The organism is Deinococcus frigens DSM 12807 (genome assembly GCF_000701425.1).
GTDB lineage: Bacteria > Deinococcota > Deinococci > Deinococcales > Deinococcaceae > Deinococcus > Deinococcus frigens.
Genome location: NZ_JNIW01000002.1, coordinates 73,005 through 98,648, shown reverse-complemented (window position 1 = coordinate 98,648; position 25,644 = coordinate 73,005). Strand labels below are relative to the sequence as shown.

The following is a 25,644-nucleotide window of genomic DNA, read 5'->3' as shown; positions in this document are numbered from 1 at the left end:
CAATGTGCTGATCGTGATCGAGGTCTCGCGGTTTCCCGTGCCTCCCCTACCCGTTCGCCAGCGGTGCATAAGCCGTCGCTCCCGCTGCTAACGGACTCGGCATGCGGCCTGCCCGGAGCGCAGCGGCTCCTGCCAGAGCAATCATCGCGCCGTTGTCGGTGTTCAGGCCCTTGCCGGGGAAAACGGCGTGTAAATCGGTTGCCCAGAAGGCTTCGCGTAACGCAGTATTGGCGGCCACACCGCCGGACACCACCACCGTCTGCCGCCCGTACGCCTCGGCGGCGCGGCGGGTGGTCTTGACCAGCACATGCACGGCAGCCTTCTGGAAGCTGGCGGCCAGGTCTTCAGGTTTGGCTCCAGCCTTATGCGCCAGCAGCGCCGCCGTCTTGAGGCCGCTGAAGCTGAACTCGAAGGCTTTCTGGCCTTGCAGGGGTTCCTTGAACAGTACAGCAGCGGGATTGCCACACAGGGCCGCCTCGGCGATGGCCGGGCCACCGGGATACCCCAGGCCCGCCAGCCGGGCAATTTTGTCGAAGGCCTCGCCTGCCGCGTCGTCGCGCGTCGCACCCACCAGTACGTACTTTCCTTCCTCGGGCACATCGAACAGATGGGTATGTCCGCCGCTGACCACCAAGGCCAGGTACGGCGCTTGCAGATTCTCCTCGGCGGCGGCGGCGAAGATGTGGCCCTCCAGATGGTGTGCGGCGAAGAACGGCACGTCCAGCGCCTGCGCCAGCCCCTTACCGTACATCAGCCCCACCAGCAGCGCGCCCACCAGACCGGGGCCGGAAGTGGCGGCCACCGCGCCGATGTCGGACACGTCCAGCCCCGCTTCGGCCAGCGCCCCTTGCATCACGCCGTCGATGCGCTCGACATGCTCGCGGCTGGCGAGTTCGGGCATCACGCCGCCGTACTGCGCGTGAACGGCCTGCGTCCAGACGCGGTTGGCGCGCACACGCACGCCGCCTGCGCTCAGTTCCACGATGCCCACGCCGGTATCGTCGCAGGAGGTGTCAATGCCCAGGACATAGCGGGGTGTCGTGTTGGGGACCGCAGCACTCATCGCCGGGGAGTGTAGCAGGGGCGCGGAGTGGAGAAGCGGCCTGAAACGGGGTTCTGGAAGATGTGCGGCATGCGGCAGCTTCACATCGCTACTCCAGCAAACCAGGGGCCAGGTGGCGAGGCGCGGGAACAGTTCACCTGCCTTCCGATTCCTTGTAACAAATACCCGCCGAGTCGCCGAATCTGTCAGAGAGGTGTCAGGCACGGCTGTATACTCTGCCATGATGAACAGTGTGGCCAGGATTCAGGGAATGAAATGGGGACTGCTGGGCGGCGTGGCGCTGACGCTGGTGGCCTGCGGCGGCACCCCCACCCCGCAGGCGTCCGATCAGCGTACCGTGCAGACCGTCAGCGGCAAGGTCTCCGGCTGGACGGGCCAGGGGCGGGTAACCGTCCCCGGCCTGCCAGGGGTGTCCTCCAGCGTGGATGCGGACGGCTCATTTGTCCTGACGCTGCCCGGCGACGCTGAGGTGGCCGGGCAGACCGTGCGCGCCACCGACGTTGCGGAGAGGCTGAGTTGCAGCGGCAGCGTGCAGAGCAGCGATTCCGAAGCCCGCGTCTTCGCCCTGCTGTTTCTGGACACCCAGGACAGCGCCGGGACACGTCAGACCAGTGCCGTGACCGGCAGCGTGTCCGGGCCGCTGAGCCGCCGGGTCGACGTCCGCGTGTGGGTATACAGCGACAGCGTCACCCAGCTCCGCGGCACAGTGGACTGCGCGAAGATCCTGAGCGTCCCGCAGATTTCCAAGCTGCCGGTCACGGTAGCCGTCAATGCCAGGCCCGGCTGGAACGTCGTCGAGCTAAACATTGAGGCCAGCGCCAATGTGCTGACCCAGGTCAGCGCCTCGGGTTCGATGGTCAATTCCACGGCGGTCAACGCGCAGAATACCTTTCGCACCATCGAGGAACTTCAGGCCCAGATCGCGTTTTAGCCCAGCATCAGGAAAAGAGGCGTGAACCGCGTATGGCGGCCTCCACGCCCTTGGTAATTCTGGCCCCGTCGCCATTCTGCCAAATCACCACCAGGACCAGTAGAGCGCACGCTCCAGACCTGGGTCACACGCGTGGGCGGCTTCCGGTCAGAAGGGTCAGGTCTGACTTCCCTCCCATCTCCGCAGGCGCTATACTCCTCGGTTGGGTGCCCCCGTGACCCGCCGTGCGCGCTCAAGCGTCGCGCACCGGCCTGGCCCACTCTCGGCGAGATCTGACGCTGGGCTGGCACGAGGACGGCAAACTCTTCCCAATTTGAACGCTTATGGAGCCACAGATGTCCTATATCAGCATGAAGCAGTTGCTGGAAGCCGGGGTTCACTTCGGCCACGAAACCAAGCGCTGGAACCCCAAGTTCAAGCGCTTCATCTTCGCCGAGCGCAACGGCATTTTCATCATCGACCTGCAAAAGACCCTCAAGCAGGTGGACCGCAGCTTCGACTTCATCAAGGAACTGGCCGAACGCGGCGGCGTGATCCTGTTCGTCGGCACCAAGAAGCAGGCGCAGGAAATCGTGGAACTGGAAGCGCGGCGCACCGGTATGCCGTTTGTCACCAGCCGCTGGCTGGGCGGCATGCTCACCAACTTCAAGACCATCCGCACCCGCATAGACCGCCTGAACGAGCTGGACGACCTGTTCGAGTCCGAGCGCATCAATGACCGTGGCAAGGCCGAGCGCATCGCGCTGAGCACCGAGCGCGAGCGATTGCTGCGCTTCGTGGGCGGCATCCGCAAGATGAACCGCTTGCCCGACGCGATCTTCGTGGTGGACCCCACCAAGGAAGTCATCGCCGTGCAGGAGGCCAACAAGCTGGGCATTCCCGTCATCGCGCTGGCCGACACCGACAGCGACCCGGACGTGATCGACTACATCGTGCCCGGCAACGACGACGCCATCCGCAGCATCCAGCTCATCACGCACCGCATCGGCGACCTGCTGGTCGAGGCGCGCGGCGGCGGCGAGGACGTGTCGGAGGGGCGCGTGGAAGGCGAGAACGCCGAGATGCAGGCTGCCGAGCAGGGGGCCGAGGGCGACACCGCCCAGCTCACCAGCACGCAGGGCCGCAGCTAAACGCTTTTCAGGTGGGGGGCGTCGCTGCGCGGTGAGCGGGCCGCGCCCCCCATTCTTGGCTTCACAGCCCACATCTCAGGAGGAATGACTATGTTGGAATCGATCAAGAAGCTGCGTGAAACGACCGGCGCGGGCATGATGGACGTCAAGAAGGCCCTGGCCGACGCGGGCAACGACGAGGACAAGGCCGTGGCCCTGCTGCGCGAACGCGGCATCGTCAAGGCCGCCAAGAAGTCGGACCGTGAAGCCCGCGAGGGTCTGGTGCGCTTCGTCGTGGACGGTAAGCAGGCCGCGATGGTGGAAGTCAACAGCGAGACGGATTTCGTGGCCCGCAACGCCGACTTCCAGAAGCTCGTTGAAGACCTGGCCCAGGCTGCGCTGAAAGCCAAGGCCAGCGACGTCGAGGAGTTCAAGAACTTCAAGATGGACAACGGCGAAACCGTGGGAACCGTCGTGGCGGCTGCTGCCGGGCGCATCGGCGAGAACCTGGTGCTGAACCGGGTGAGTTACATCGAGGGCCAGCAGATCGCCGGGTACGTGCACAGCAACGGCAAGATCGGCGTGCTGGTAGACCTGGACGGCGGCACGGCGGCGCACGCCAAGGATGTGGCCCTGCATGTGGCCGCCGAGAACCCGCAGTACCTCAGGCGCGAACAGGTCAACAGCGACGACATCGAAAAGGAGCGCGAGATCCTGACCAATAAGGCGCTCAACGAGGGCAAGCCCCAGCAGATCGTCGAGAAGATCGTCGGCGGGCAGATCGGCAAGTTCTACGAGGAAAAAGTGCTGCCCGAGCAGAAGTTCGTCAAGGACAACAGCGTGACCGTGGGCAAGTACCTAGGCGACGCCAGCGTGAACAACTTCGTCCGGTTCGAGATCGGTTCGTAAATGCAGTAAATATAGAGGGGGCGGCGCAGTTGGCTGCCCCTTTTTCGGGCCGCACTTTCACTTTCCCGGCGGCCCCAGCGGTTGCCGGGTTTTTTCTTGATTTTCTCTTTGCCAGCGAGGTGGTATCCCATGTTCAAGCGCGTTCTGCTCAAGCTCTCCGGTGAATTTCTGGCTGGAGAAGAGGGCTTTGGCATCAGTCCCGACACCACGGCCCGCCTGGCAAAGTTGATCGGCGACGCCCTGGAGGGCAGTGAAGTCGAACTGGCCATCGTCATCGGCGGCGGCAACTTCTGGCGCGGGGCGCGCAACGGTGTGGGCATGGACCCGGCCACCGCCGACTACATCGGCATGCTGGGCACCGTGATGAACGCGATGGCCCTGCAAGACGCGATGGAGACCGCCGGACGCCCCACCCGGGTCATGAGCGCCATTCCGATGGCGGCGGTGGCCGAGCCGTACATCCGCCGCCGGGCCATGCGCCACCTGGAAAAGGGCCGCGTGGTGATCTTCGGCGGCGGCAACGGCGCGCCGTTTTTCACCACTGACACCACCAGCACCCTGCGCGCCCTGGAAATCGGCGCGGAGGTGGTGCTGATGGCGAAGAACAAGGTGGACGGCGTGTACGACAGCGATCCGCAGAAGAATCCGGACGCCACGCGCTTCGACACCCTGACCCATCAGGAAGTGGTTGAACGCCGCCTGGCGGTCATGGACGCCACCGCGATCACGCTGTGCATGGACAAGGGGCTGCCCATCGTGGTCTTCGATCTGTTCCAGCCGGGCAATCTGGAGCGGCTGTTCCGGGGCGAGCGCGTCGGCACGCTGATTCAGAGCTGAGGGTGGGCTTTGAGCGAGGAGAAAGAAGACCACCTCTCGCCCACCCACCAGACGCGGTAAACTCGGCCCCATCCTGCCCCCACGTTCACGTTCATTCGTAAGGAGAGTTTCCCCATGTCCGACATGAAAACCATTCAGGAAAGCACCCGCGAGAAGATGGGCAAGGCCATCGAGTCGCTGGAAAACAGCCTGAGCGTGCTGCGCACGGGCCGTGCCAATCCCGGCATCCTCAAGCGTGTGGTGGTGGACTATTACGGCCAGTCCATGCCCATCGATCAGGTCGCCAGCGTCAGCACGCCCGACGCACGCACGCTGGTCATCGCGCCGTGGGACCGCGCCGCCCTGGCTCCCATCGAAAAGGCCATCCGCGACAGCGATCTGGGCCTGAACCCCAACAACAAGGGCGACACCATCTTTATCAGCCTGCCCATCTTGACCGAGGAGCGCCGCAAGGATCTGGTCAAGAACGCCAAGAATTACGCCGAGGACGCCCGCATCGCCGTGCGTAACCTGCGCAAACATTCGCTGGATGAGGTCAAGAAGCTGGAGGGCATCGGCGACGACGACATCAAGCGCGGCGAGGCCGACGTGCAGAAGATCACCGACGAGTACATTGCCCGGGTGGACAGCACCCTGAGCAAGAAGGAGCAGGAAATCCTCGGGTGAGGGCCATGCCAGAACGTGGCCTAAAGGACGTGGATCGTGGAGGATCGCCGCGTCAGCAGGAGGCACCGTGGAAAGCCTGAGCACCCGCGTCCTGACCTCGGTGGTGGGGTTTGCCATCGTGAGCGCCATCGTCTGGACCGGCTGGTGGGCCATGCTCCCGGCGCTGATCTTCGTGTCGGTGATGGGCCTGTACGAGTACATCCGCATGCTGGACCGCAATGACATCGACGTGCGGCGGGTCAGCCTGGGGGTCTTCGCCGCCGCGTTGATCGTTGCCAGCCTGCCGGTGTGGGCGCAGACCCCACCGTGGCCCGGCGGCTCGTGGCGCGAGGTGGTCCTGACCGTGGCGCTGGCCTACCTGCTGGTCATCGAGGTAGTGCGCCCCGGCGAACGCCCGCTGGAACGGGTGGTGTACAGCATGTTTGGCCTGCTGTACATCCCCTGGTTGCTGGGCTATTTCCTGCTGCTGCGCTACAGCCCGGACGCCACGGCGGGCCTGCTGTATTTCGCGCTGCCGCTGCTGGCGACATTTGCCGCCGATATCGGAGGATTTTTTGGCGGCTCCTACTTCGGACGCCGCAAGCTGGCCCCGGAAGTCAGTCCCGGCAAGACGGTGGAGGGGGCCATCGGCGGCCTGCTGGCTGGTTTTCTGATCGTGCTGGTGATCGCCAGCCTGACCGGCCTGTGGTCCCCGGTGGAGTCGCTGCTGTACTCCATCCTGGTGGCCAGCGCCAGCCAACTGGGCGACCTGGCCGAGAGCCTGGTCAAACGCGCGCTAAAAACCAAGGACAGCGGCACCAGTCTGCCCGGCCACGGCGGCTTTCTGGACCGCATCGACAGCCTGCTGTTCGCCGTGCCCGCCACCTACCTGTTCTTGCAGATCAGCGTGTTCTCGCGTTAGCCCGGCGGTGATCTGGAGGGGTACGGGCTGGGGCGTCTGATGAGGACGCTGCCTTTTTTGTTGTTGGGGCATCCAGGAGAATCCACTCACCGTCTTGGGCAGAACAGTCTGTCGTTATGGACAGACGCCCATGAAAACGCTTGCCCCTTCGGTCAAACGCGAACACCTCTTTTGACCAATGCTCTTCAGTAGGACTGGAGGAGACCTAGGATCAAACGCAGTTTCTCCAGCAGCGTAGTAAAATCATCTCCTCCCAATCAATGCTTGAGCCAACCCCTTTCAAGAGCGAACTTGACTGCGCGGCAGACGAGATCAGCTCATACGGACTCCGTTTGTTTCGTGCATGAATCGGGACAGCGCCGATTCATCCACTCCACGTCCGGAACCCGTTTTTCTCCTGCTCGCTGTCTTGTCCAGAGCAGCGCCCATGAGGACGCTTGGACGCCCCCTCGGATTTGCAGGTGTTGCCAACATCTTCCAATCGGAGTCCGTATCAGACCGCGTCGCCGCCTCTGCCTTGCGGACTCTCCCGGCCCTCCAGTCAGAACGGCCCGGCCATCACGAAGGGGTGCGGGGTATCCAACACTCCACAGCGTGCTGGATACGTTTCAGCAGGGTACGGATCTCCGGTTGGCGCGAGACCAGTTTCAGGGCGCGGAACGGCGGCGGCGTGACTGGCTGGGCGTGGGACCGGCGGGGGTCTTGCCCCGACAGACCCCAATGCCACACTTTGTCCATGTCACAATGCCGCCATGATCACCGGAACCGGGACGCTCTTCTCGCTGGCGGCGGCGGACGCGCTGGGGGCCGCCACCGAATTCAAGACGCCCCAGGGCATTGCGGCGCGGTATGGCCAGACCTTCACGGACTATCAGCCGGGCAGCGTCTTCGGTTTCGCGCCGGGCGAGGCCACCGACGATACCCAGATGACGGTGGCCACTCTGCTGGGTTACGCGCGCGGTGACGGGCTGGGCGGCGTGCTGGCGGCCCAGCGCGAGTGGCTGGCGGCGGGACCGCCCGATGTGGGCGGCTTGACCGGCGCGGCCCTGCGCCTCGCCGCTTTAGACGGTGGCGTGCGCGCCTGGCAGGGCAGCCGTTTTGACGGTGCCGGGAACGGTGGCCTGATGCGGATTGCCGCCGTGTGGATCGCTGGATTCCGGGGAACGGCCCTGGCCCGCGAATCGGCTGCGGTCACCGCCCTGACCCACGCCGATCCCAGATGCGTGTACGCCTCGGTGTTCCTGACGGCCTTTCTGGAAGCGCTGGCGGACGGGCAACCCTACGCCGGGGCTGCCGACGCCGCGCTGCGATTCTCCGACAACTTTGATGCCCGCGCCGCCCTGCTGGACACGGGCCTTTTCGGGATCGACACGCGCGAGGCCCACACGGCGTTCAGGGAGCGTGAGCGGCAGGCCCGCGCCGAGGTCCGTGCCCGCGTGCGCTCCGGTCTGGGCGGACACGTGACCTCACAGAGCGGTTTCGTGCTGGACACGCTGGAGGCCGCCGTGAAGCATGCCGGGGCCGGGACCTGGCAGGGCTGCGTGGAACCGGCAGTGCTGCTGGGCGACGACAGCGACACGGTGGCCTGCGTAGTGGGGGCCATTGCCGGGGCGCGCGAATTGAAGGTGCCGCCCGCCCTGCTGCCGCCGCTGCGCCTGGGCCACACCTGGCCGGGCTGGCAGCGCGAGTGGGCCTGCGCCGAGCATTTCCCCCGGCTGGTGCAGGCGGCGCAGCAGGCGTGATACGCACTGCGCCTTCCTCGCCACTTCTTTCAGCCGCACTGAAATGGGCACTGCAATTGCAATTTCTATGAACGAGGCCGAATTTCTGAGGCTGGTGCGCCTGAATCCGGTCAATGCGGCCATCTTGGAGCGCCTGCCGGAACTCGGCGCAAATCAGGTCCATCTGGTGGCCGGGGCGCTGTTCGGCACTGTCTGGAATGTGCAGAGCGGCCAGCCGCCGACGGCCCAGATCAGAGATTACGACGTGTTCTACTGGGACGACGACCCCAGCTACGCCGCCGAGGACGCCGTGATCCGCCGCGCCGGGGTTCTGTTCAGCGATCTGGACGCACCCATCGAGGTTCGCAACCAGGCCCGCGTTCATCTCTGGTTCAACCAAAAATTCGGCCAGGACCGCCCGGCCCTCACCAGCGTCCACGAGGGCGTCGATCAGTTTCTGGTGGAATGCACCTGCGTAGGCATCGACGCATGCGGTGAAGTGTACGCCCCCCACGGCCTGGATGACTTACAGGCCGGAATCCTGCGCCCCAATCCGCACAACCACACTCCCGGGCTGTGTGCCGCCAAAATCGACGATTACCTGCGGCGCTGGCCCTGGCTGCGGTCCGCCGGAACAGTGACGGGTGGGTGTAGAGGCCCATAGCGCAGACTAGGGTGGTCGTCGTGTGAATGACAAAAAATCTACATCTCAGGCGATATACTGACCATCCGAAATAGAGGAATTTTCAGGTCAACACGTCTAGCGGCGAAAAGGGCAATCAGTGAAAAAACAGCATATGACCATCAGTACACTTCATGGCGGAACAGGACGGGGCATCGTCCGGGGCGCTTTCATCCTCGGCGTCCTGACGCTGGCTCTGACGGCCTGCGTACCTATGATGGAACCACGCACCATCGTCCCGGACAACGATCCCTCCGAGGGACCGGCGTATTCGGGACCACTGGTCATCACCCGGGGCGGCACCTATCAGGGCAACTGGCAGAGCTTTGATCCGGCAGTGGCGGCGGTCACGATCAAGACCAGTGAGCCTGTCGTGATCGAAAATTCCATTCTGCGTGGACGCGGCAACCTGATCGGCGGCGAGGGGGTCAACCTGACGGTCAGGAACACCACCGGTTACGGCCTGAATCCCCTGACCAACGGCGCGTATCCGGGGCGCTTCATTTCAATTTACAAGGCGGTCAACCTGCTGGTCGAGAACAACCGGATGCAGGGAACGTCCGGCATGTACGTCAACCTCTTTACCGGAAACTCCGGCGCAGGGCAGACCCTCAAATTTCTTCGCAACCAGGTCAGGAACGTTGATGGGCGCTACGTCAACGCTGGGGGCAAATTCACGGGCAAGAGCTACCGGGTCCAGGCCATACAGCTTAACCGGGTCGCCCGGGTGCCGGGCATGGAGATCGCCTGGAACGAGGTGATTAACGAGCCGGGCAAGAGCGCAGTGGAAGACAACATCAATCTTTACGAGTCCAGCGGGACTTCCAAAAGCCCAGTGAAGATTCATGACAACTACATCTACGGTGCCTACGCAGTCAACCCGCTGACGGACCGCAACTACTCCGGCGGTGGCATTCTCCTGGGCGACGGCCAGAAGGACAGCATGGACATCGCGGGCGGCTACGCCGAGGTCTACGGCAATCAGGTGATCAACACCTCCAACCACGGGGTGGCCATCGCGGGCGGGCATCACCACACGGTGTACGGCAACCGGGTCGTTTCCAGCGGACTGTTGCCGGACGGCACCATCGATCCGAATGCCAATGTCGGCATGTATGTCTGGAACATTCAGGGCCGCAGCGCCAGAGCCTCATCAACGTTCATCAACAACTCGGTCCAGAACAACCTGGTCGGCTGGACCCGCTTTACCGCCACGGGAAAGGTGTACTACCACAACCTGTGGACCCCCAGTTGCCAGGCTTCCAGCGGCAACATCTGCAAGGACAACCAGGACTGGCCAACTCCCGTCAGTCCGGATGTTGAGCGCGACGAGTTCACCTTCTGGCAGAAAAAGCTCAGGGACGCGGGGATCGTGGTGGGCGTGTCCGGCGGCAACAAGACGGCTGCGGCCTCGCCGTAACTGGGCCTAAGTGGGCTGTCCGCCCACGGCAGCCCGGCCCGCCACCTGTACACGGGCAACGACGCAACCGCCTTCTCCACGGAGAGGCGGTTTTGGCATTCACGCCGCCGTTCCACAGGGTCAATGCCGCCTCCGGCTGCCCGGTATCCCGTACACTGTCAGGGTTGCCGCGCCGCCTCCGTGTTCACGCGGCAGAGTCAGGCGCAGGCGGAGGAGCGCAACTATGGGTCTAGCCATTGGAATTGTCGGATTACCGAATGTGGGAAAGAGCACGCTGTTTAACGCCATCACGCGCGCCGGGGCGCTGGCGGCCAATTACCCCTTTGCCACCATCGAGCCGAACGTGGGCCGCGTCATGGTGCCGGACGAGCGCCTGAGCGCACTGAGCAGGGTGTTTACCAAGGGCGAGCGCGTGCCGCCGATCATCCCCACCTTCGTAGAATTCGTGGACATCGCCGGACTGGTCAAGGGGGCCAGTCAGGGCGAGGGCCTGGGCAACCAGTTCCTGGCAAATATCCGCGAGGCTGACGCCATTGCCCATGTGGTGCGCTGCTTCGCCGACAACAACGTGGTGCATGTGGCGGGAACGGTCAATCCGCTGGACGACATCGAGACCATCAACACCGAGCTGATCCTGGCGGACCTGTCGGGCCTGGAAAAACGCCTGGGCAACCTTCAGAAAAAGGGCAAGGGCGGGGACAAAGAAGCGCGCGAACACGCCGAGCTGGCCGAAGCCGTGCTGGCGGTGCTGGGCGAGGGCAAACCCGCCCGCGCCGGGAGCTACGAGGCGGCCATCCCCAAGGAATTCGGCCTGATCACCACCAAGCCCGTGATCTACGTGGCAAACGTGGGCGAGGACGATCTGACCGACGACAACGATTACGTGCGGCAGGTCCGCGACTACGCCGCCGCCGAGGGCGCTTCGGTGGTCAAGATCAGCGCCCAGATCGAGGGCGAACTGGCCGAGATGCCCGAGGACGAGGCCCGCGAATTCCTGACTGATCTGGGCGTCACCGAGAGCGGTCTGGACCAACTGGTCAAGGTGGGCTACGAGACGCTGGGCCTGATCACCTTCATCACCAGCGGCGAGAAGGAAGTGCGCGCCTGGACCATCCGCGACGGTGAGAAGGCCCCGGAAGCCGCCGGGGAAATCCACAGCGATCTGGAACGCGGCTTTATCCGCGCCGAGGTGATCGAGTGGAACAGGATGGTAGAGGCCGGGGGCTGGGTGGGAGCCAAGGGCAAAGGCTGGGTCCGCACCGAGGGCAAGGAATACGTGATGAAGGACGGCGACATCATGAACGTGCTGCACAGCTCGTAAAGCCTGATTGAATCCGCCCACCTAATGACCGGGCAGTGCTGAAGTGACGCCGTGCGCGGTGCCAGGAGGTCTCAAACCGCAACTTGAGACCTCCCGGCACCGTGTAATAGGCTCATTTTTGGCAAGGATTTAGGATTCCCAGCGTTCAGGCAGCGTGCTCCTGACAGTCGAGATGACCCCTGGACTCAAATCGCTGGCACAGACTGAGCGCGCCGGGGCAGAGAAACGACATTTCTACACAGAACGGCCAATCGGCCCTCTCGTTTCCGGCAGGTGCCCCAGCCAGATGTTGGGGGTATGAAGGCAGGTCAGATTTGGATAAACAAAACAAGAGGACAAACTCCGATGGAAAGGTGTTGACAACACCTGAAAATCCGGGCGGATGCGAGAAGGAGAAAAACGGGTTCCGGGCGTGAAGTGGATGAACCGGCGCACTTCCAGTTTATGCATGATACAAACGGAGTCCGTATTATCGTGCCAGAGGTTGTCGTGCCAGCGAAAGCCGATGGAGCTTTGTTGGCACGGCCAATGCCTGCGCTTTCGCCCGGATGGCAAGGCCGAAAGGAGACTTTGCGAAGGGCCAGCCCTCAATTCCCGAGTTTGCCCGCCGCCGCCGCATCCACGAACCAGACCGGGTCTTGAAGGCGCGCGACGGGATGGTTCTCGCGCCCGGCCTGCACGTCTGCCAGAGCTTCTGTCTTCTTTTCTCCGGCCACCAGCAACCAGCGCTGACGGGCCGCGTTGATCTCAGAAAACGTCATGGTGAGTCGCCAGGTATCCTGCTGCGGCACCCAGTTGGCGGCCATGCGCCCACCCGCGTCCAGCGCCGCCGTGCCGGGAAACAGGCTGGCGGTGTGCCCGTCGTCTCCCATGCCCAGCAGATTCACGTCCAGTTGCGGTGGTAATAAAGCCGCATATGCAGCGGCAGCGTCCTCCAGCGGGCGACGCTCGCCCTCCAAGCGGTGAATCTGGCCTGCTGGCACCGGCACGTACGACAGCAGTTTGCGCTGCGCCGCGCCGTAATTGCTGTCCGGGCTGTCCGGCCCAACGCTGCGCTCGTCGCCGAAATAGATGTGGACCGCTTTCCAGGGAATGTCCGGCAGGGCGCGCAGGGTGGTGTACATCAGCTTGGGTGTGCTGCCGCCTGACAGCGCGACGTGAAAAGCTCCCCGTGTCGTGACCGCCTCCCGCGCCGCGCGGGCAAAGGCGTCGGCCACCGCGTCCGCCGTGGCCTGCGCCGTGGGAAAGACACGCAGGTTCATGGGCAGCTTCCCTTCACTGATGAGAGATAGAAGCAAGAAAATAACGTCTCCCTCAGCGCCCTCACAGCGTCGCCTTTGCCAGCTTCCAGGCGCGCTCGAACATCTCGCCGCGTTCCGGGCGGGCCATCACGCGGCCCAGGCCCTCGGCCAGCGACATCCGGGGAACGTTGACCTCAGTGATATGCTTTTTATCGTCCCAGACGGCCTCAACGCGCGCCGTTTCGCCCTCTCCGGCAGCCAGCGTGAAGTGCACGCCGTCCCCCACAAGCTCCACACCGCACAGATCGCCGTTCTCGCGTCCGCAGCGGGCAGCCCTGAACTCCACGTTCCTCAAGTCCTTCCAGCCCAGGGTATCGGCGATGAATCCGGCGTACAGCCGGGCGGGCAGCTCCTTGCTTCCGGCATAACGCACGGTCAGGCGGTCCACCAGCGGCAACTGCCGGGCGGCGTCGGGCGTGTCGAAGACCTGCGCCAGCGCCTCGCGCCAGCTCGCCGAGCGGCTCCAGCCCAGATCGGCCAGGGCGTAATGCCGCGCCGGGGGAATGTCCAGCGTCAGGCTGTCGGCGATGACCTGATCGGCAATGTCAGTCAGCTCGCGCAGCAGCAGGCCCTGCAGCTTGGTGTCTGCGCCCCACCAGACGTGGTTGACGGTGGCGGGCCGCAGCAGGGGCAGGATTGCGCCCTGGAGCTGATCGGCACTGGCATCCAGGGTCAGCCGCTCCACGAAGGTCCCCCGGTGCTGCGATACCAGGCTGGCATGCACGTTCAGATCGTCACTGCCATCCATCACGCCAATGATCTGCCGCCCGGCGTAACGGCCTTCCAACCCCGCCAGCGTCTCCTGCACACGCTCCAGATGCTTGCGGACGGTCAGGGCCACGATATTGCCGGTGTAGGCCCGCGTTTCCACATTGGTCTGTGACCACAGCTCATCCAGCGTCACCTGCGCCTTGCGGACGGTGGTTTCGACGGGGCCGAGGGTGCTGGCAGTGGGAGCGGTCATGGGCAGGTCCTGTGGATGGTAGGTGGTGATTGGGAGATGGAGTCAGCGCTGGGTGACTTGCTTACGGTCAGGGCCTGCCCGGTGGCCCCCTCACCCTTCCGCCGCTGCGCGGCTCCCTCCCTCTCCCACAAGGGAAGAGGAGTCAAGAGACTTAGACCCTTGAACTCTTGGACCCTTAGAACTTCAGACCTCTTGACCTTCAGACCGCGCAGCCCCCTCATAGCCGCCTCCAGCGTCGGCCCTCGCCGATCAGTTCCTCGGCTTCCTCGGGTCCCCAGGTTCCGGCGGCGTAATTGGGGAAGTCGGGGGTCTGGCCTTTGCCGGGGCGCACGTCCCAGGCTTCCAGAATGCCGCTGACGATCTGCCAGGCGTGGTCCACCTCGTCCTCGCGCGGGAACAGGGTGGCGTCGCCAATCAGCGCGTCAAGGATCAGGCGCGAATACGGGCTTTCCAGTTGCGCGCCAAAGGCGTCGTAGCGGAAGTCCATGACCACCTCGCGCAGCACCATTTCCTGGCCCGGCGATTTGGAGCTGAATTTGAGGCTCACGCCCTCATCCGGCTGGATGCGGAAGGCCAGCACGTTGCGTTCCAGACCGCCGGGAAAGATGCCCAGCGGGGCGCGTTTGAAGACCACGGCGATTTCCGTGACCTTTTTGGGCAGCCGTTTGCCGGTGCGCAGGAAAAACGGCACACCCTGCCAGCGCCAGTTGTCGATTTCCAGCTTGACGGCCACGTAGGTGGCCGTGTGGCTGCCCGTCTTGACGCCCGGTTCTTGCTGGTAGCCCGGCACTTTCTGGCCGTCCATGCTGCCCGCGCCGTACTGACCGCGCACCGCCACCTCTTTCACCCGGCCCAGCGGAATCGGCTTGACCGCCCGCAGCACCTTGGTCTTCTCGTCGCGGATGGCGTCGGCGTCGAAGGCGGCGGGGGCTTCCATCGCGGTCAGGGCAAACAGTTGCATCAGGTGGTTTTGCAGCATGTCGCGCACGATCCCGGCTTCCTCGTAGTACCCAGCGCGGCCCTCCAGCCCCAGATCCTCGGCTGCCGTGATCTGCACGTGGTCCACGTAGCCCCGGTTCCACAGCGGCTCGAAGATGGCGTTGCCGAAGCGGATCGCCATCAGGTTCTGCACCGTTTCCTTGCCCAGGTAATGGTCAATGCGGTAGACCTGCGACTCGTCCCAGGTGTCGTGGATGGCCGCGTTCAGCTCGCGGGCGCTTTCGAGGTCGCGTCCGAAGGGCTTCTCGATCACGATTCTGCGCCAGCCCTCGGACTGATCGGCCAGCCCCAGGCGGCCCAGACCGTTGCTGATCGGCTCGAACAGGCTGGGCGGCGTGGACAGGTAGAACAGCGCGTTCTTGCGCCCGCCGTGTGCTTGCTCGGCGCGGTCCAGCTCCTTACCCACCAGATCGTAGACCTCATCCTCTGCAAATTCGCCAAACTCGTAGAACAGCAGTTCCCGGAACTTCTCCAGACTCCCGGGCTGGATCGCGTCGGTTTCCTTGCTTTCCTGAAGGGCGGCAATCGCGTAGTCCTTGAACTGCTCGTCAGTCATCTCCTGACGGCCCACGCCCACGATATTGAAGGCACTTCCCAGCAGCCCGTCCTGCCACAACCCGAAGACGGCGGGCAGCAACTTGCGGCGCGACAGGTCGCCGGTCACGCCGAAAATGACCATCGTGGCCGGTTCGGGCGCGCGGCTGCGTCGCATGGTGGTGCGGAAGGGATTCTGACCGTCTGCGCCTGCCCCGCTCGGCCTACGTTTGCGCGACTTGGCTGGGGTTTTGGAGCCAGCCTTCGCCTTCGGCGCAGCCTGGGCCACCCCCACTTTCTGGGAGGCCACCTTCTCCTTCACGACCCTTTTCGTGGCCGAGGCCGTCACTTTCTTGGTGACCGGCTTTTTTGGAGTGGCCCCTTTGGAAGCCGGTTGGGCAGCGTCCCCGGCTCTCGGGGCCGCCACCGTCTTGCCGCGCTTTGCGGTCATTCGTTGCCTTTGACGCGTTCATGGCCGGTCTCACCCAGTTGCTCCTTCATGGAGCCGTCGCCCTGATTCTTGCCCTTTGAGGCGGGGATGTTCTCCGGCGCGGCGGCTTTGGGGTGCTGGCCCGGCTCCACTTCCGGCACAAATCCTTCCTTCTTGGGGGTTTCCAGGGTCTTGACCGCGTGACCGCCGAAGGCGCGGCGCATGGCCGAGAGCATCTGCCCGGCGTAACTGGTCTCCTGCTGGCTGCGGAACCGCATCTGGGTGGCCAGGGTCATCACCGGTGTCGGTACGCCCTGCTCGATGCTGTCGATGATGGTCCAGCGTCCTTCGCCGCTGTCGGCCACGTAATCAGAGAGCTGATCGAAGTCCGCCGAATTCTTGAGGGCCTCGGCGGTCAGGTCCAGCAGCCACGAGCGGATCACCGAGCCGTAGCGCCACAGCTCGGCGATCTGGGCCATGTCCAGGCCGAATTCCTCCTTGTGGCGCATCAGCTCAAAGCCCTCGGCGTAGGACTGCATCATGCCGTACTCGATGCCGTTGTGGACCATCTTGACGTAGTGCCCGGACCCCGAAGGCCCCATGCGGCCCCAGCCCTGGGTGGGCGTGGGGGCCAGCACTTCCAGTACCGGGCGCATGCGCTCCACGGCTTCCTCATGACCGCCCACCATCATGGCGTAGCCCTCAGACAGGCCCCAGACGCCGCCAGAGGTGCCGACGTCCACCATATGAATGCCCTTTGCGCCCAGCGTCTCGGCGCGGCGCATGGTGTCCTTAAAGTTGCTGTTGCCGCCGTCCACCACGATGTCGCCGGGGGCCAGGCGCTCTGCCAGATCGTCGATGACCGACTGGGTGATCTTGCCGGACGGGACCATCACCCACACGGCCCGGCTGCCGGGTTCGCCCAGCGACTCGATCAGCTCGTCCACCGTGCGTGCGCCCCGCGCGCCCTCTTTCTCGATCAGCGCCACGCTGTCCTCGCTGCGGTCATAGCCCACCACTTCCTGGCCGCCGCGCGTCAGGCGCAGGACCATGTTGCCGCCCATCTTGCCCAGACCGATCATGCCCATTTTCATAAGGTCACCTCCGCATGAGGGGGAACCGCTTCCAATACAGTGCGTTCAGGCTCCCCCGACTGTTCCAACGTGACAAAAAGCATGATACGCGCGCCCTTTCTTGGGAGAAACTTGGGCTGATCTTCATTGCGGTATTTGAGGCGGCCTGGGCGCAGCGAGAGTAGGTCAGGCGGGAATGACATTGCCTGCGGAATGATACGTTGACGGCATGATCGCCCACTCATCCACCCCATCTGCCCTGGTGTCGGAAACGCCGGTGCTGGCTGCTCAGGTGCTGGACCGGGCCGCGCGCGGTGAACGCCTAAATGCCGCCGAGATCGAGGCGTTGTACCATCTGCCGCTGCCCGAAATCGCCGGGGTTGCCAACGCCCTGCGCCTGGAACGGCGTGATCCGGACACCGTAACCTTTCTGATCGACCGCAACATCAATTACACCAATGTCTGCAACGTGGGCTGCAACTTCTGCGCCTTTTACCGCACCAAGCGCCAGAAGGACAGCTACACGCTGGACTACAAGGAAATCAGCGCCAAGATCGTCGAGCTGGAGGAGGTCGGCGGCACCCGCATCCTGATGCAAGGGGGCGTGAATCCGGAGCTGGGTCTGGACTACTACACCGGGTTGCTGCGCCACATCAAGGCCAACCACCCCACCATCCGCATCGACGCCTTCTCGCCCGAAGAAGTGCTGTTTATGGAGAAGAACTTTGGGCTGAGTCTGGACGCGCTGCTGGACACGCTGATTGAGGCCGGGCTGGACGGCCTGCCCGGCGCGGGCGGCGAGATTTTAGAAGACGACGTGCGGGCCAAGGCCGCCCCGGCCCGGATTCGCAGCGAGGACTGGTTCCGCATTATCGATGCCGCCCAGCGCAAGAGGCTGTATACCATCGCCACGATGGTGATCGGCTTCGGAGAAACCTTTGCCCAGCGCACCAGCCACCTGCTGAAGATCCGCGAGCAGCAGGACAAGGCCAACCGGGAATACAGCGGCAACGGCTTTTCGGGCTTCGCCATGTGGACCCTGCAAACCGAACACACCCGCCTGCACGGCAAGGCCCCCGGCGCGACCGCGCACGAGTACCTGCAACAGCTCGCCGTGGCCCGCATCGCGCTGGACAACATCCCCAACATCCAGGCGTCGTGGCCCGCACAGGGCTTCAAGGTGGCGCAGGCGGCGCTGTACTACGGCGCGAACGATCTGGGGTCCACCATGCTGGAGGAAAATGTGGTCTCGGCGGCGGGCGGCGGCGGACGCCACAGGGCCACCGTGCGCGAGCTGGTACGCATCGCGGTGGACGCCGGATTCACCCCCGCCATCCGCAACAGCCGCTTCGAGATCATCGCCTGGCCCGATGTGCAGGCCGAACTGGGCCGCCAGAGGAGTCCAGATGGTACGGCGAACCCGGAAGAGGCCCGCGCCGTCGGGGCCGCCGGTTAGCGAATGCTGGCGCTGGCCGTCGTCATCTGTGAGAGCAGTCCAGCCGAGACGCCGCAGGATTCGCCGTCATCGGCGCGTATTTCATTGCGGGCCGGAGGACTGCTGACGCCCGAGCAGCCCAGCCCCTGGCAGGCTGAGGCCCGTTTCATCGTTGCCAATGCTGACGAATTGCTGGAACTGCTGGGGGTCTCGGATGTGGCGGACCGCCTGCACCCCCCGCAACTCAGCACCCTGGTCAGCGCCGATCTGCTGTTCGAGGACGGCGACATTACCGGGCACACCTGTCTGACCCGGCCCGATCTGGCGCGGATGCGGCCCCACGCCGCGCCGGAACTGAGGGAGCGGATCAACGCCTGGGACGCCTTTGCGCGGGCGCTGGAGGACGCCGGGCAGGCCACCCGCCTGATCGTGTGGTTCATCCGCTGACTGATACGGACTCCGATTGGAAGGTGTTGGAAACACCTGGAAATCCGAGGGGGCGTCCAAGCGTCCTCATGGGCGCTGCTCTGGACAAGACAGCGAGCAGAAGAAAAACGGGTTCCGGACGTGGAGTGGATGAATCGGCGCTGTCCCGATTCATCCACGCAACAAACGGAATCCGTATGATCCGCCCTCCCCCACGTCCTCGTTTAGCGTCAGTTGCAGGAAGGCCAGATCCAGCCAGCGCCCGAACTTGCGGCCCACCTGCCGGAAATGGGCCACCTGCACAAAACCCAGCCGTTCGTGAAACGCCAGGCTGCCCGCATTCTCAGCGTCCACGCCGCCCACCATGACGTGAAAACCCCTGGCCGTAGCATCCGCGATCAGCGCGGTCAGCAGTGACCTTCCCAGACCCGCGCCCCGCAGACCTACGCGAATGTAGACGCTGTGTTCCACCGTGCCCGCGTAACCGGGCTTCTTGCGGAAGGGGCCGTAGGTGGCCCAGCCCACCACTTCTCCCGCCTGCTCCAGAACGAGGACCGGCCAGCCTGCCTCCTGCTTGTGGTCAAACCATGCCACACGGGTTTCCAACGAGGCGGGTGCCAGATCATACGAGGCGGTGGTGTGCAGCACGGCGTGGTTGTAAATCTCCAGCGTGGCGGGAACATCGGCGCGGGTGGCGGGGCGAACGACGGACAGCATCAGACTTTGAGATCGTCCGCTTGCCTGGCCTCTGCCGATTTGCCAAAGCGGTCTTCCAGAAAGCGCTGGTGGGTTAGCATCTCGCGCCCGCCTGCCTTCAGGGAAGTGTCGATGATGCTCTGCACGGCGTCCAGCAGCAGATCGAGCTGTTCGCGCAGCAGATCGCGGCCCGTCTTGCCGCCTTCGATGGGATCAGTGTCAGCCCGCGTGCGGGGCAGCTTCAGGTAAGAATTGACGGCGGTGGGCACGTATTCCTCGCGGATGGCGCGGGCCAGGTACTGGGCTTCGGAATACTGGGCTTCGGAATACTGGGCTTCGGAATACTGGGCTTCGGAATACTGGGCTTCGGAATACTGGGCTTCGGAATACTGGGCCTCACTCCCCTGCTGCCCCAGCCCGCACAGGTGTGTCAGCGCCTCTCTCGTCCGCAGGTTCAGGGCCACCAGTTGCGCGCGGGCCTCGCCGGGCAGGCGGCTGTCGCGCATCCAGTCGGTGTAGGGATCACTCGCGGCAGCCGTTTTGGAGAGAGGAACTTTGCTCTGCGCCTGCGCTGCCGGAACTTTCTCTCTTCCCTTTTGACTGGGCCAGTGACGGGTGAAGGAGAATCCCCCGGCGTGTTCGGGCAACGCAGCGGGTGGCGTTGAGCCACCGGGAGACCTGTTTCCACGTCCGACGAACGAGAAGGCGGCGGTGAACAGCCAGATCATGACCATCACCGCCAGCGGATAGATCATCCAGCCCGCGCCCGCCAGCATGAACAGGACCGACGCGCCCAGCGCCGCCAGCAGCGCGGGCCAGCGCCTCTGCCAGGTGCCGTACGCCGCGCTGCCGAAATAGTACAGCAGCATCCCCGCCGCCGGATGCACGTCCCAGTCGGCTCCCAGCACGGCCAGCAGCAACAGCAGGGCGGACGCGAAGGCCACCGCCTCCCACTGTCGCCCGCGCCCAGAAAACAGCACCGAGACGAACAGGGCCAGCGCCAGGCCCGCCGCCGGATGCACGATCCAGGCCACCGCCTCCATTAGATTTGCTCCGCCGTCATGCCCCATCCTACCGCTCTGAGCAGGAGAAAGAATGGGAAGGGAGGGGGCAAACACTGCCTCAGCCCCGCCTCTAAAGATTGCACCGCGTTCAATTTCAGCCACTGCCCCGACGATTCCCTCTAGCCTGTAGAGGATGAAGACTGCCGCATTTCTGGGCCTGGGCGCGATGGGCGTGCCGATGGCCGCCGCCCTGGCCCGCCGCGCCGCCACAACCGGGGGCCGAGTGCTGGTCTGGAACCGCCATGCAGAGAAGGCGCAGGCGCACGCCGCCGGGTACGGCACGCAGGCGGCAACGCTGGAAGAAGTCGGCGGGGCACAGTTGATTTTGACCTGCCTGCCCACCAGCGCGGATGTGGACGAGGTCATCGGGCAACTGGAAGCCCACATAAACCCCAGCACGTTCTGGGTGGACTGCACCAGCGGGCACCCGGACGCGGCGCAGCTTCAACGGGCGCGGCTGCTAAAGCGCGGCGTCAAATTTCTGGACGCCCCGGTCAGCGGCGGCGTGAGCGGCGCGGAGGCAAGCACCCTGACCGTGATGCTGGGCGGCCCGGCGGACGAGGTGCGAGCGGTACGCGGCGAACTGGCCTTTGCGGGCAAGGCGGTGCATGTGGGCGATACCGGCGCGGGTTTTGCGGTCAAGGCGGTCAACAACGCGCTGCTGGCCGTGAACCTGTGGGCGGCGGGCGAGGGACTGGCAGCGCTGGGCAAGGGCGGGGTGGACCTGAGCGCGGCGCTGGACGTCATCAACGCCAGCAGCGGGCGCAGCAACGCCACCGAGAACCTGATCCCCAGCCGCGTGCTGACCCGCGCCTTTCCGCCTACCTTCGGACTGGGGCTGCTGGCAAAGGACGCCGACATCGCGCTGGACGTGGTGCGTGCGGTGGGGAGCAGCGCCCCCGTGCTGGCGCAGGTGGCCGCCCTGACCCGCGCCGCGTCCCAGCTCGTCGGCCCGCACGAGGACCACACCGCCCTGCTGAAACTGGTGGAGCAGATGAACGCACAGGAGATCAGATGACACAGCAAGATAAAAAGCAGCACTTCGCCGTCGCCACCGATGGAGGGCTGGACGCCTTCGAGGGGCTGAACAACGCGGTTCCCGTCGCGCCGTTCTCCGTCAATTTCGGGGACAAGAGCTTCCGCACCGACGAGATTTCTCGCGCCGATCTCTTCAAGGAACTGGAAACCAATCCCCAGCACCCCACCAGCAGCCAGCCGACGCCGCAGGAATGGGCCGATGCCATCCGTGGGGCCAGCGCGCCGCAGGTCCTGGCCGTGACCATCAGCGCGGGCCTGAGCGGCAGCCGCAACGCCGCAGACCAGGCCAAGAGCGTGGTGGAAGGGGTAGATGTGCGCCTGCACGACTCTGGCACGCTCAGCGCGGCGCAGGCGTTCCAGGTCCATGCCGCGCAGACCGCCGCGCTGCGTGGCGAGTCGCTGGACACTGCCCTGGAATGGGTCCGCGCCGTGCAGGCCGAAACCGAGCTGTATTTCACCATCGAGACGCTGGAATACCTGCGCCGGGGCGGACGCATCGGGCGGGTGCAGGCCACGCTGGGCGGGCTGCTGAACCTGAAGCCGGTGATCACCGTGGACCGGGCGACGGGCGCGTACACCAACGTGGGCCGCGCCCGCAGTTACAAGGGCGGCATCGAGGCGGTGGGCCAGCAGGTCACCCGCCAGTTCGGCGAGGGCACGCCGCTGCGCCTGGGCCTGCTATACGGCAGCGTGCGCGAGGACACCGACGCCCTGCTGGAACAGCTCAAGAGTCGCCATCCCATCGTCTGGTCTGGCGCGGTGGGCATCAATCCGGTGCTGAATGTCCACACCGGGCCGCGGGCGCTGGGGGTAGCGGCGGCACCTGGAAAATGGCCCTGGGAGCGGGAATCCCAGTGATACGGACTCCGATTGGAAGGTGTTGGAAACACCTGGAAATCCGAGGGGGCGTCCAAGCGTCCTCATGGGCGCTGCTCTGGACAAGACAGCGGGAAGGAGAAAAACGGGTTCCGGACGTGGAGTGGATGAATCGGCGCTGTCCCGATTCATGCACGAAACAAACGGAATCCGTATGAGTCATCCAGTCCAACCCTGACCAAACGGCAATTTCCCCGTCGCCTCCACCTCGTCCCGGAGCCAGGCCAGCACGGCGGCGCGGGCTTCAGGGTGAAAGCCGTAGGCCAGCAGCGCGGGGGCGTCCACGTCCAGCACGGCATAGGGGTTGTACAGCGCGATGTGAAGGTCCGGTTGCACGCCGATCAATGCCGGGTGGCGGTGGCGGGCCGTGGTGGCCAGGATCACCGGATTGCCAGCGGCGCGGGCGGCGCTCCAGTCGATCTGATCCGGCGTCTCAAAGGGCATGAGCCTGACCCCGTACACCTGCCCCAGCTCGCGCGCCAGCGTTTCGGCATCTGCCCCCGCCTCACTGACGGTCTCGCGCACGGGCTGGCGGTGGGCGATCAGGGTGATGTGGGAGCCGGGTTTGGGGGCCACGGGATGGCGGTAGGCCGTCAAGCCCCGCGTCCAGGCACGGCGGAAGAGGTCTGCATCGTCCTGCGGATTCAAGGAGACGTCCGCCCCCGCCGGGTACTGCTGGGCCAGCGCATGCAACCGCTCCAGGCTGGCCTCCATTTCCCGGCGATTCAAACGGCTTTCCAGAGCCGAGCTGATGGCCTCCAGCGTGGTTGCCTGCGCCTCGCGCCGGCCCAGGGCCATCACCAGATCGGCCCCGGCTTCCAGCGCCAGCACCCCGGCCTCGCCGCGTCCATAGTGGTCGTCGATGGCCCGCATGCCCATGCTGTCGGTGACGGTCACGCCGCGATAGCCCCATTCCTGCCGCAGCAACCCGGTCAGAATCCGGCGGGAAAGGGTGGCCGGGTGAATGTCGTCGAGCGCGGGGTAAACGATATGGGCGGTCATGACGGCGGGCGTGGCGGGCAGCAGCTCACGGAAGGGGGCAAACTCGGTGGCCTCCAGTTCGGGGCGGGATCTGTCCACGCGCGGCAGGGCCAGATGGCTGTCTATGCGCGTGTCGCCATGCCCCGGAAAGTGCTTGACGCAGGCGGCCAGCCCCGCCGCCGCGAACCCCGCCAGCGCTGCCCGCCCGTGCCGGGTGACGGGGGCCGGGTCCGCGCCGTACGCCCGCTCGCCGATCACCGGATTGGCCGGACTGACATTGACATCCAGCACCGGGGCGAAGTTCCAGTTGATGCCCACGCTGCGGAGCTGACGGCCTAGGGCCGCCGAAACCTCCTGCGTCAGGGTCACGTCGTCTGCCGCGCCCAAACTCATGGCACTGGGAGCAAAGGGCCAGAAATCGGGGCGCAGGATCGCGCCGCCCTCGTGATCCAGGGCAATCAAGGCGTCCTCGCCGAGTACCTCCCGCAAGTCGGCACACAACTGGCGCAACTGCCCCGCCGACTCGATGTTCTTGCCGAACAGGCACACGCTGTGGACGCCGTATTTTTTGAGATGGGCGGCAGTATCGGCATCCAGCGCGGGGCCGGGAACATCCACCATCGCGAACGCGCCGGGCAGCGGTTGAGCAGTCATGGGGAGCAGGGTAACGCGCGGGAAGGCGGGCGAGGCGCAGATGAGGAAAGCAGACAATTTCTCAGGCAAGGGCAGGGGCGGGGCGCTAGATTCTCGGCAATCAATTTCCAATCCAGTCTGTGATCCCGTCTCTCGTCCCGTTTCCTTTTCCCACTCAGGAGTTGTCCCGATGAAAAAACTGCCCGCACGTTCCGCCCTGCTGACCGCCGCCCTGCTCGCCGCCACTTCTGCCACGGTAGCCAGCGCCCAGAAAACCCAGTTGGAGTTCTGGACCATCAGCCTGGCCCCACTGTTTAACGATGAGATGAACCGGCTGGTGGCGCAGTTCGAGAAGGAAAACCCGAACGTGTCGCTGAAATGGGTGGACGTGCCCAGCAACGCGATGGAGCAGAAATTGCTGGCCGCCGTCGCCTCGGGCCGCCCGCCCGCCGCCGTCAACCTGTCGTCGGACATGGCAGTGAAGCTGGTGCAGCAGGGCGCACTGGAACCGTTGACGCTGGACGCGGCGGCCAAGAAGCTGTACTTCGAGTCGCCGCTGAATACGTTTACCTTCGACGGCAAGGTGATGGGCGTGCCGTGGTACTGGGCACCCAAAGTCGTGGCCTACAACACCGACATCTTTAAAAAGGCCGGGCTGGACCCCAACAATCCGCCGCGCACGTTGCAGACCATCATCGCCGCCGCCAAAACGATCAAGGACAAGACCGGCAATTACGGCTTCATGCCCAACATCGGCGGCATCAACATGCTGTACCTGTTTCAGGAGGCGGGCCTGCCGGTGCTGGACAGGAGTGGCAACAAGGCCGTGTTCAACAGCCCCGAACACATCAAGCTGGTGCAGCAGTACGTCGATCTGTTCAAGGCGGGCTATATCCCGGAAGACACCATGCGCCGGGGCTATGCGGCGGCCACCGAGCTGTACTCGTCGGGCAAGCTGGGCATGCTGATCACCGGGCCGCAGTTCATCATCCGCGTGGAGAACGACAACAAGGCGATTTACAACCTGACTAAAGTTGCGCCCTACCCGATCAACATTGCGGGCAACGTGATCCACACGCCGCTGATGGGCTTCACGGTTCCCAAGGGGACCAAGGACAAGGCGCTGGCGCAGAAGCTGGCACTGTTCCTGACCAACGACGCCAACCAGTTGCAGTTCAGCCGGGTCACCAAGACCACCTTCCCCAGCACGGTCAAGTCCAGCACCGACAAGTTCTTCAAACAGGGCGGCGACTCGGCCACCGATCAGGGCAAACTGGTGGCCAGCACCGAGCTGAAAAAGGCCAAGGACCTGACCCTGAACTACCCCGACGCCAGCAAGCTGAACAAGGTCTTCAAGGACAACATCGAATCGGCGATGGCCGGACAGAAGACGGTCAAGGCCGCGCTGGACGACATCGTGAAAGCCTGGAACGCCAGCCTCTGAGCGGAATGCAGGCAAACGGGGGTGTTCGGGGTGGCCCGGATGCTCCCGGCTTTTTTAGAAAAGATCGAGCAGTGAGTTGGAAGGCGAAGCCCTGAGTCTGCTTCGCATCTTTTTTCTCCTGAAAGAGAGCCTAGAAGCGCTGTTGATAGGGCAATTCCGTAACTCTTACCTCCCTTCTGAGGGGAGGTGC

Annotated in this window: 23 protein-coding genes; 15 read left to right on the top strand and 8 right to left on the bottom strand. The window is 64.6% G+C overall.

Features of this window, described 5'->3' with window-relative positions; all coding sequences use genetic code 11:
* Positions 1 to 46: 46 nt before the first annotated feature.
* Positions 47 to 1,063 carry a tRNA (adenosine(37)-N6)-threonylcarbamoyltransferase complex transferase subunit TsaD gene (gene tsaD, locus Q322_RS0101300; RefSeq protein ID WP_029475160.1) on the bottom strand — a complete coding sequence of 339 codons (1,017 nt, stop codon included), beginning with the start codon at positions 1,061 to 1,063 and terminating at the stop codon, positions 47 to 49.
* Positions 1,064 to 1,283: 220 nt separating this feature from the next.
* Here tsaD and Q322_RS0101295 point away from each other — a divergent pair, with 220 nt between their 5' ends.
* From Q322_RS0101295 to ychF, 10 genes are all read left to right on the top strand, one after another.
* A complete protein-coding gene (locus tag Q322_RS0101295; RefSeq protein ID WP_245593093.1) occupies positions 1,284 to 1,994 on the top strand; it encodes a hypothetical protein in 711 nt (236 codons plus the stop codon).
* 335 nt (positions 1,995 to 2,329) lie between these two features.
* Positions 2,330 to 3,124: a 30S ribosomal protein S2 gene (gene rpsB, locus Q322_RS0101290; protein ID WP_029475155.1), complete on the top strand. Its 795-nt coding sequence runs from the start codon at positions 2,330 to 2,332 to the stop codon at positions 3,122 to 3,124.
* Positions 3,125 to 3,214: 90 nt separating this feature from the next.
* On the top strand, positions 3,215 to 4,012 hold the full coding sequence (tsf, locus tag Q322_RS0101285) for a translation elongation factor Ts (protein WP_029475153.1): 798 nt from the start codon (positions 3,215 to 3,217) through the stop codon (positions 4,010 to 4,012).
* Between the two features lie 129 nt (positions 4,013 to 4,141).
* Positions 4,142 to 4,849, top strand: a complete 708-nt coding sequence (gene pyrH / locus Q322_RS0101280) for a UMP kinase (RefSeq protein WP_029475151.1) — start codon at positions 4,142 to 4,144, stop codon at positions 4,847 to 4,849.
* A gap of 114 nt (positions 4,850 to 4,963) precedes the next feature.
* The gene (gene frr, locus Q322_RS0101275) at positions 4,964 to 5,515 is read left to right on the top strand and encodes a ribosome recycling factor (protein WP_029475149.1); all 552 of its coding nucleotides are present in this window, start codon (positions 4,964 to 4,966) and stop codon (positions 5,513 to 5,515) included.
* A 67-nt stretch (positions 5,516 to 5,582) separates the two neighbouring features.
* On the top strand, positions 5,583 to 6,416 hold the full coding sequence (locus Q322_RS0101270) for a phosphatidate cytidylyltransferase (RefSeq protein WP_029475147.1): 834 nt from the start codon (positions 5,583 to 5,585) through the stop codon (positions 6,414 to 6,416).
* 752 nt (positions 6,417 to 7,168) lie between these two features.
* Positions 7,169 to 8,158, top strand: a complete 990-nt coding sequence (locus Q322_RS0101265) for an ADP-ribosylglycohydrolase family protein (RefSeq protein ID WP_029475146.1) — start codon at positions 7,169 to 7,171, stop codon at positions 8,156 to 8,158.
* A gap of 67 nt (positions 8,159 to 8,225) precedes the next feature.
* On the top strand, positions 8,226 to 8,801 hold the full coding sequence (locus Q322_RS0101260; protein WP_029475144.1) for a nucleotidyltransferase family protein: 576 nt from the start codon (positions 8,226 to 8,228) through the stop codon (positions 8,799 to 8,801).
* Between the two features lie 133 nt (positions 8,802 to 8,934).
* Entirely contained in the window at positions 8,935 to 10,239 is a 1,305-nt protein-coding gene (locus tag Q322_RS0101255; RefSeq protein WP_156952816.1) for a hypothetical protein, read from the top strand.
* A gap of 223 nt (positions 10,240 to 10,462) precedes the next feature.
* Entirely contained in the window at positions 10,463 to 11,560 is a 1,098-nt protein-coding gene (gene ychF, locus Q322_RS0101250) for a redox-regulated ATPase YchF (protein WP_029475141.1), read from the top strand.
* A 587-nt stretch (positions 11,561 to 12,147) separates the two neighbouring features.
* Here the strand turns inward: ychF and pgl are convergent.
* From pgl to gnd, 4 genes are all read right to left on the bottom strand, one after another.
* Positions 12,148 to 12,822, bottom strand: coding sequence for a 6-phosphogluconolactonase (gene pgl, locus Q322_RS0101245; RefSeq protein WP_029475139.1), 675 nt, complete (start codon positions 12,820 to 12,822; stop codon positions 12,148 to 12,150).
* Between the two features lie 61 nt (positions 12,823 to 12,883).
* Positions 12,884 to 13,825 carry a glucose-6-phosphate dehydrogenase assembly protein OpcA gene (locus tag Q322_RS0101240; RefSeq protein WP_029475137.1) on the bottom strand — a complete coding sequence of 314 codons (942 nt, stop codon included), beginning with the start codon at positions 13,823 to 13,825 and terminating at the stop codon, positions 12,884 to 12,886.
* A gap of 217 nt (positions 13,826 to 14,042) precedes the next feature.
* Positions 14,043 to 15,809: a glucose-6-phosphate dehydrogenase gene (zwf, locus tag Q322_RS0101230; protein ID WP_029475135.1), complete on the bottom strand. Its 1,767-nt coding sequence runs from the start codon at positions 15,807 to 15,809 to the stop codon at positions 14,043 to 14,045.
* Positions 15,806 to 16,882 carry a phosphogluconate dehydrogenase (NAD(+)-dependent, decarboxylating) gene (gene gnd, locus Q322_RS0101225; protein WP_029475133.1) on the bottom strand — a complete coding sequence of 359 codons (1,077 nt, stop codon included), beginning with the start codon at positions 16,880 to 16,882 and terminating at the stop codon, positions 15,806 to 15,808. Before gnd ends, zwf begins: the two co-directional genes overlap by 4 nt.
* Before the next feature lie 208 nt (positions 16,883 to 17,090).
* Here gnd and mqnC point away from each other — a divergent pair, with 208 nt between their 5' ends.
* Positions 17,091 to 18,317 (top strand): cyclic dehypoxanthinyl futalosine synthase, encoded by a 1,227-nt coding sequence (gene mqnC, locus Q322_RS0101215; protein WP_051667968.1) that lies wholly within the window; start codon positions 17,091 to 17,093, stop codon positions 18,315 to 18,317.
* Between the two features lie 3 nt (positions 18,318 to 18,320).
* Positions 18,321 to 18,743, top strand: a complete 423-nt coding sequence (locus tag Q322_RS0101210; protein WP_029475130.1) for a hypothetical protein — start codon at positions 18,321 to 18,323, stop codon at positions 18,741 to 18,743.
* A 150-nt stretch (positions 18,744 to 18,893) separates the two neighbouring features.
* Here the strand turns inward: Q322_RS0101210 and Q322_RS0101205 are convergent, their stop codons facing one another.
* Positions 18,894 to 19,439, bottom strand: a complete 546-nt coding sequence (locus tag Q322_RS0101205; RefSeq protein WP_034417225.1) for a GNAT family N-acetyltransferase — start codon at positions 19,437 to 19,439, stop codon at positions 18,894 to 18,896.
* A complete protein-coding gene (locus tag Q322_RS24335) occupies positions 19,439 to 20,461 on the bottom strand; it encodes a hypothetical protein (RefSeq protein ID WP_029475126.1) in 1,023 nt (340 codons plus the stop codon). Before Q322_RS24335 ends, Q322_RS0101205 begins: the two co-directional genes overlap by 1 nt.
* Positions 20,462 to 20,615: 154 nt before the next feature.
* Here Q322_RS24335 and Q322_RS0101195 point away from each other — a divergent pair, with 154 nt between their 5' ends.
* Positions 20,616 to 21,500, top strand: a complete 885-nt coding sequence (locus tag Q322_RS0101195) for an NAD(P)-dependent oxidoreductase (RefSeq protein ID WP_029475125.1) — start codon at positions 20,616 to 20,618, stop codon at positions 21,498 to 21,500.
* Entirely contained in the window at positions 21,497 to 22,378 is an 882-nt protein-coding gene (locus tag Q322_RS0101190) for a DegV family protein (RefSeq protein WP_029475123.1), read from the top strand. The genes Q322_RS0101195 and Q322_RS0101190 overlap by 4 nt, the downstream gene beginning before the upstream one ends.
* A gap of 177 nt (positions 22,379 to 22,555) precedes the next feature.
* On the opposite strand, the gene nagZ is transcribed toward Q322_RS0101190, so the two are convergent.
* Positions 22,556 to 24,031, bottom strand: coding sequence for a beta-N-acetylhexosaminidase (nagZ, locus tag Q322_RS0101185; RefSeq protein ID WP_029475121.1), 1,476 nt, complete (start codon positions 24,029 to 24,031; stop codon positions 22,556 to 22,558).
* Positions 24,032 to 24,200: 169 nt separating this feature from the next.
* Here nagZ and Q322_RS0101180 point away from each other — a divergent pair, with 169 nt between their 5' ends.
* Entirely contained in the window at positions 24,201 to 25,454 is a 1,254-nt protein-coding gene (locus Q322_RS0101180) for an ABC transporter substrate-binding protein (RefSeq protein ID WP_029475119.1), read from the top strand.
* Positions 25,455 to 25,644: the final 190 nt, after the last annotated feature.

Excerpts from the sequence above, each read along its gene's own strand:
- tsaD (WP_029475160.1), bottom strand. The coding sequence starts at position 1,063 with ATGAGTGCTGCGGTCCCCAACACGACACCCCGCTATGTCCTGGGCATT.
- Q322_RS0101295 (WP_245593093.1), top strand. The coding sequence starts at position 1,284 with ATGATGAACAGTGTGGCCAGGATTCAGGGAATGAAATGGGGACTGCTG.
- rpsB (WP_029475155.1), top strand. The coding sequence starts at position 2,330 with ATGTCCTATATCAGCATGAAGCAGTTGCTGGAAGCCGGGGTTCACTTC.
- tsf (WP_029475153.1), top strand. The coding sequence starts at position 3,215 with ATGTTGGAATCGATCAAGAAGCTGCGTGAAACGACCGGCGCGGGCATG.
- pyrH (WP_029475151.1), top strand. The coding sequence starts at position 4,142 with ATGTTCAAGCGCGTTCTGCTCAAGCTCTCCGGTGAATTTCTGGCTGGA.
- frr (WP_029475149.1), top strand. The coding sequence starts at position 4,964 with ATGTCCGACATGAAAACCATTCAGGAAAGCACCCGCGAGAAGATGGGC.
- Q322_RS0101265 (WP_029475146.1), top strand. The coding sequence starts at position 7,169 with ATGATCACCGGAACCGGGACGCTCTTCTCGCTGGCGGCGGCGGACGCG.
- Q322_RS0101260 (WP_029475144.1), top strand. The coding sequence starts at position 8,226 with ATGAACGAGGCCGAATTTCTGAGGCTGGTGCGCCTGAATCCGGTCAAT.
- Q322_RS0101255 (WP_156952816.1), top strand. The coding sequence starts at position 8,935 with ATGACCATCAGTACACTTCATGGCGGAACAGGACGGGGCATCGTCCGG.
- ychF (WP_029475141.1), top strand. The coding sequence starts at position 10,463 with ATGGGTCTAGCCATTGGAATTGTCGGATTACCGAATGTGGGAAAGAGC.
- pgl (WP_029475139.1), bottom strand. The coding sequence starts at position 12,822 with ATGAACCTGCGTGTCTTTCCCACGGCGCAGGCCACGGCGGACGCGGTG.
- Q322_RS0101240 (WP_029475137.1), bottom strand. The coding sequence starts at position 13,825 with ATGACCGCTCCCACTGCCAGCACCCTCGGCCCCGTCGAAACCACCGTC.
- zwf (WP_029475135.1), bottom strand. The coding sequence starts at position 15,809 with ATGACCGCAAAGCGCGGCAAGACGGTGGCGGCCCCGAGAGCCGGGGAC.
- gnd (WP_029475133.1), bottom strand. The coding sequence starts at position 16,882 with ATGAAAATGGGCATGATCGGTCTGGGCAAGATGGGCGGCAACATGGTC.
- mqnC (WP_051667968.1), top strand. The coding sequence starts at position 17,091 with ATGATCGCCCACTCATCCACCCCATCTGCCCTGGTGTCGGAAACGCCG.
- Q322_RS0101210 (WP_029475130.1), top strand. The coding sequence starts at position 18,321 with ATGCTGGCGCTGGCCGTCGTCATCTGTGAGAGCAGTCCAGCCGAGACG.
- Q322_RS0101205 (WP_034417225.1), bottom strand. The coding sequence starts at position 19,439 with ATGCTGTCCGTCGTTCGCCCCGCCACCCGCGCCGATGTTCCCGCCACG.
- Q322_RS24335 (WP_029475126.1), bottom strand. The coding sequence starts at position 20,461 with ATGGAGGCGGTGGCCTGGATCGTGCATCCGGCGGCGGGCCTGGCGCTG.
- Q322_RS0101195 (WP_029475125.1), top strand. The coding sequence starts at position 20,616 with ATGAAGACTGCCGCATTTCTGGGCCTGGGCGCGATGGGCGTGCCGATG.
- Q322_RS0101190 (WP_029475123.1), top strand. The coding sequence starts at position 21,497 with ATGACACAGCAAGATAAAAAGCAGCACTTCGCCGTCGCCACCGATGGA.
- nagZ (WP_029475121.1), bottom strand. The coding sequence starts at position 24,031 with ATGACTGCTCAACCGCTGCCCGGCGCGTTCGCGATGGTGGATGTTCCC.
- Q322_RS0101180 (WP_029475119.1), top strand. The coding sequence starts at position 24,201 with ATGAAAAAACTGCCCGCACGTTCCGCCCTGCTGACCGCCGCCCTGCTC.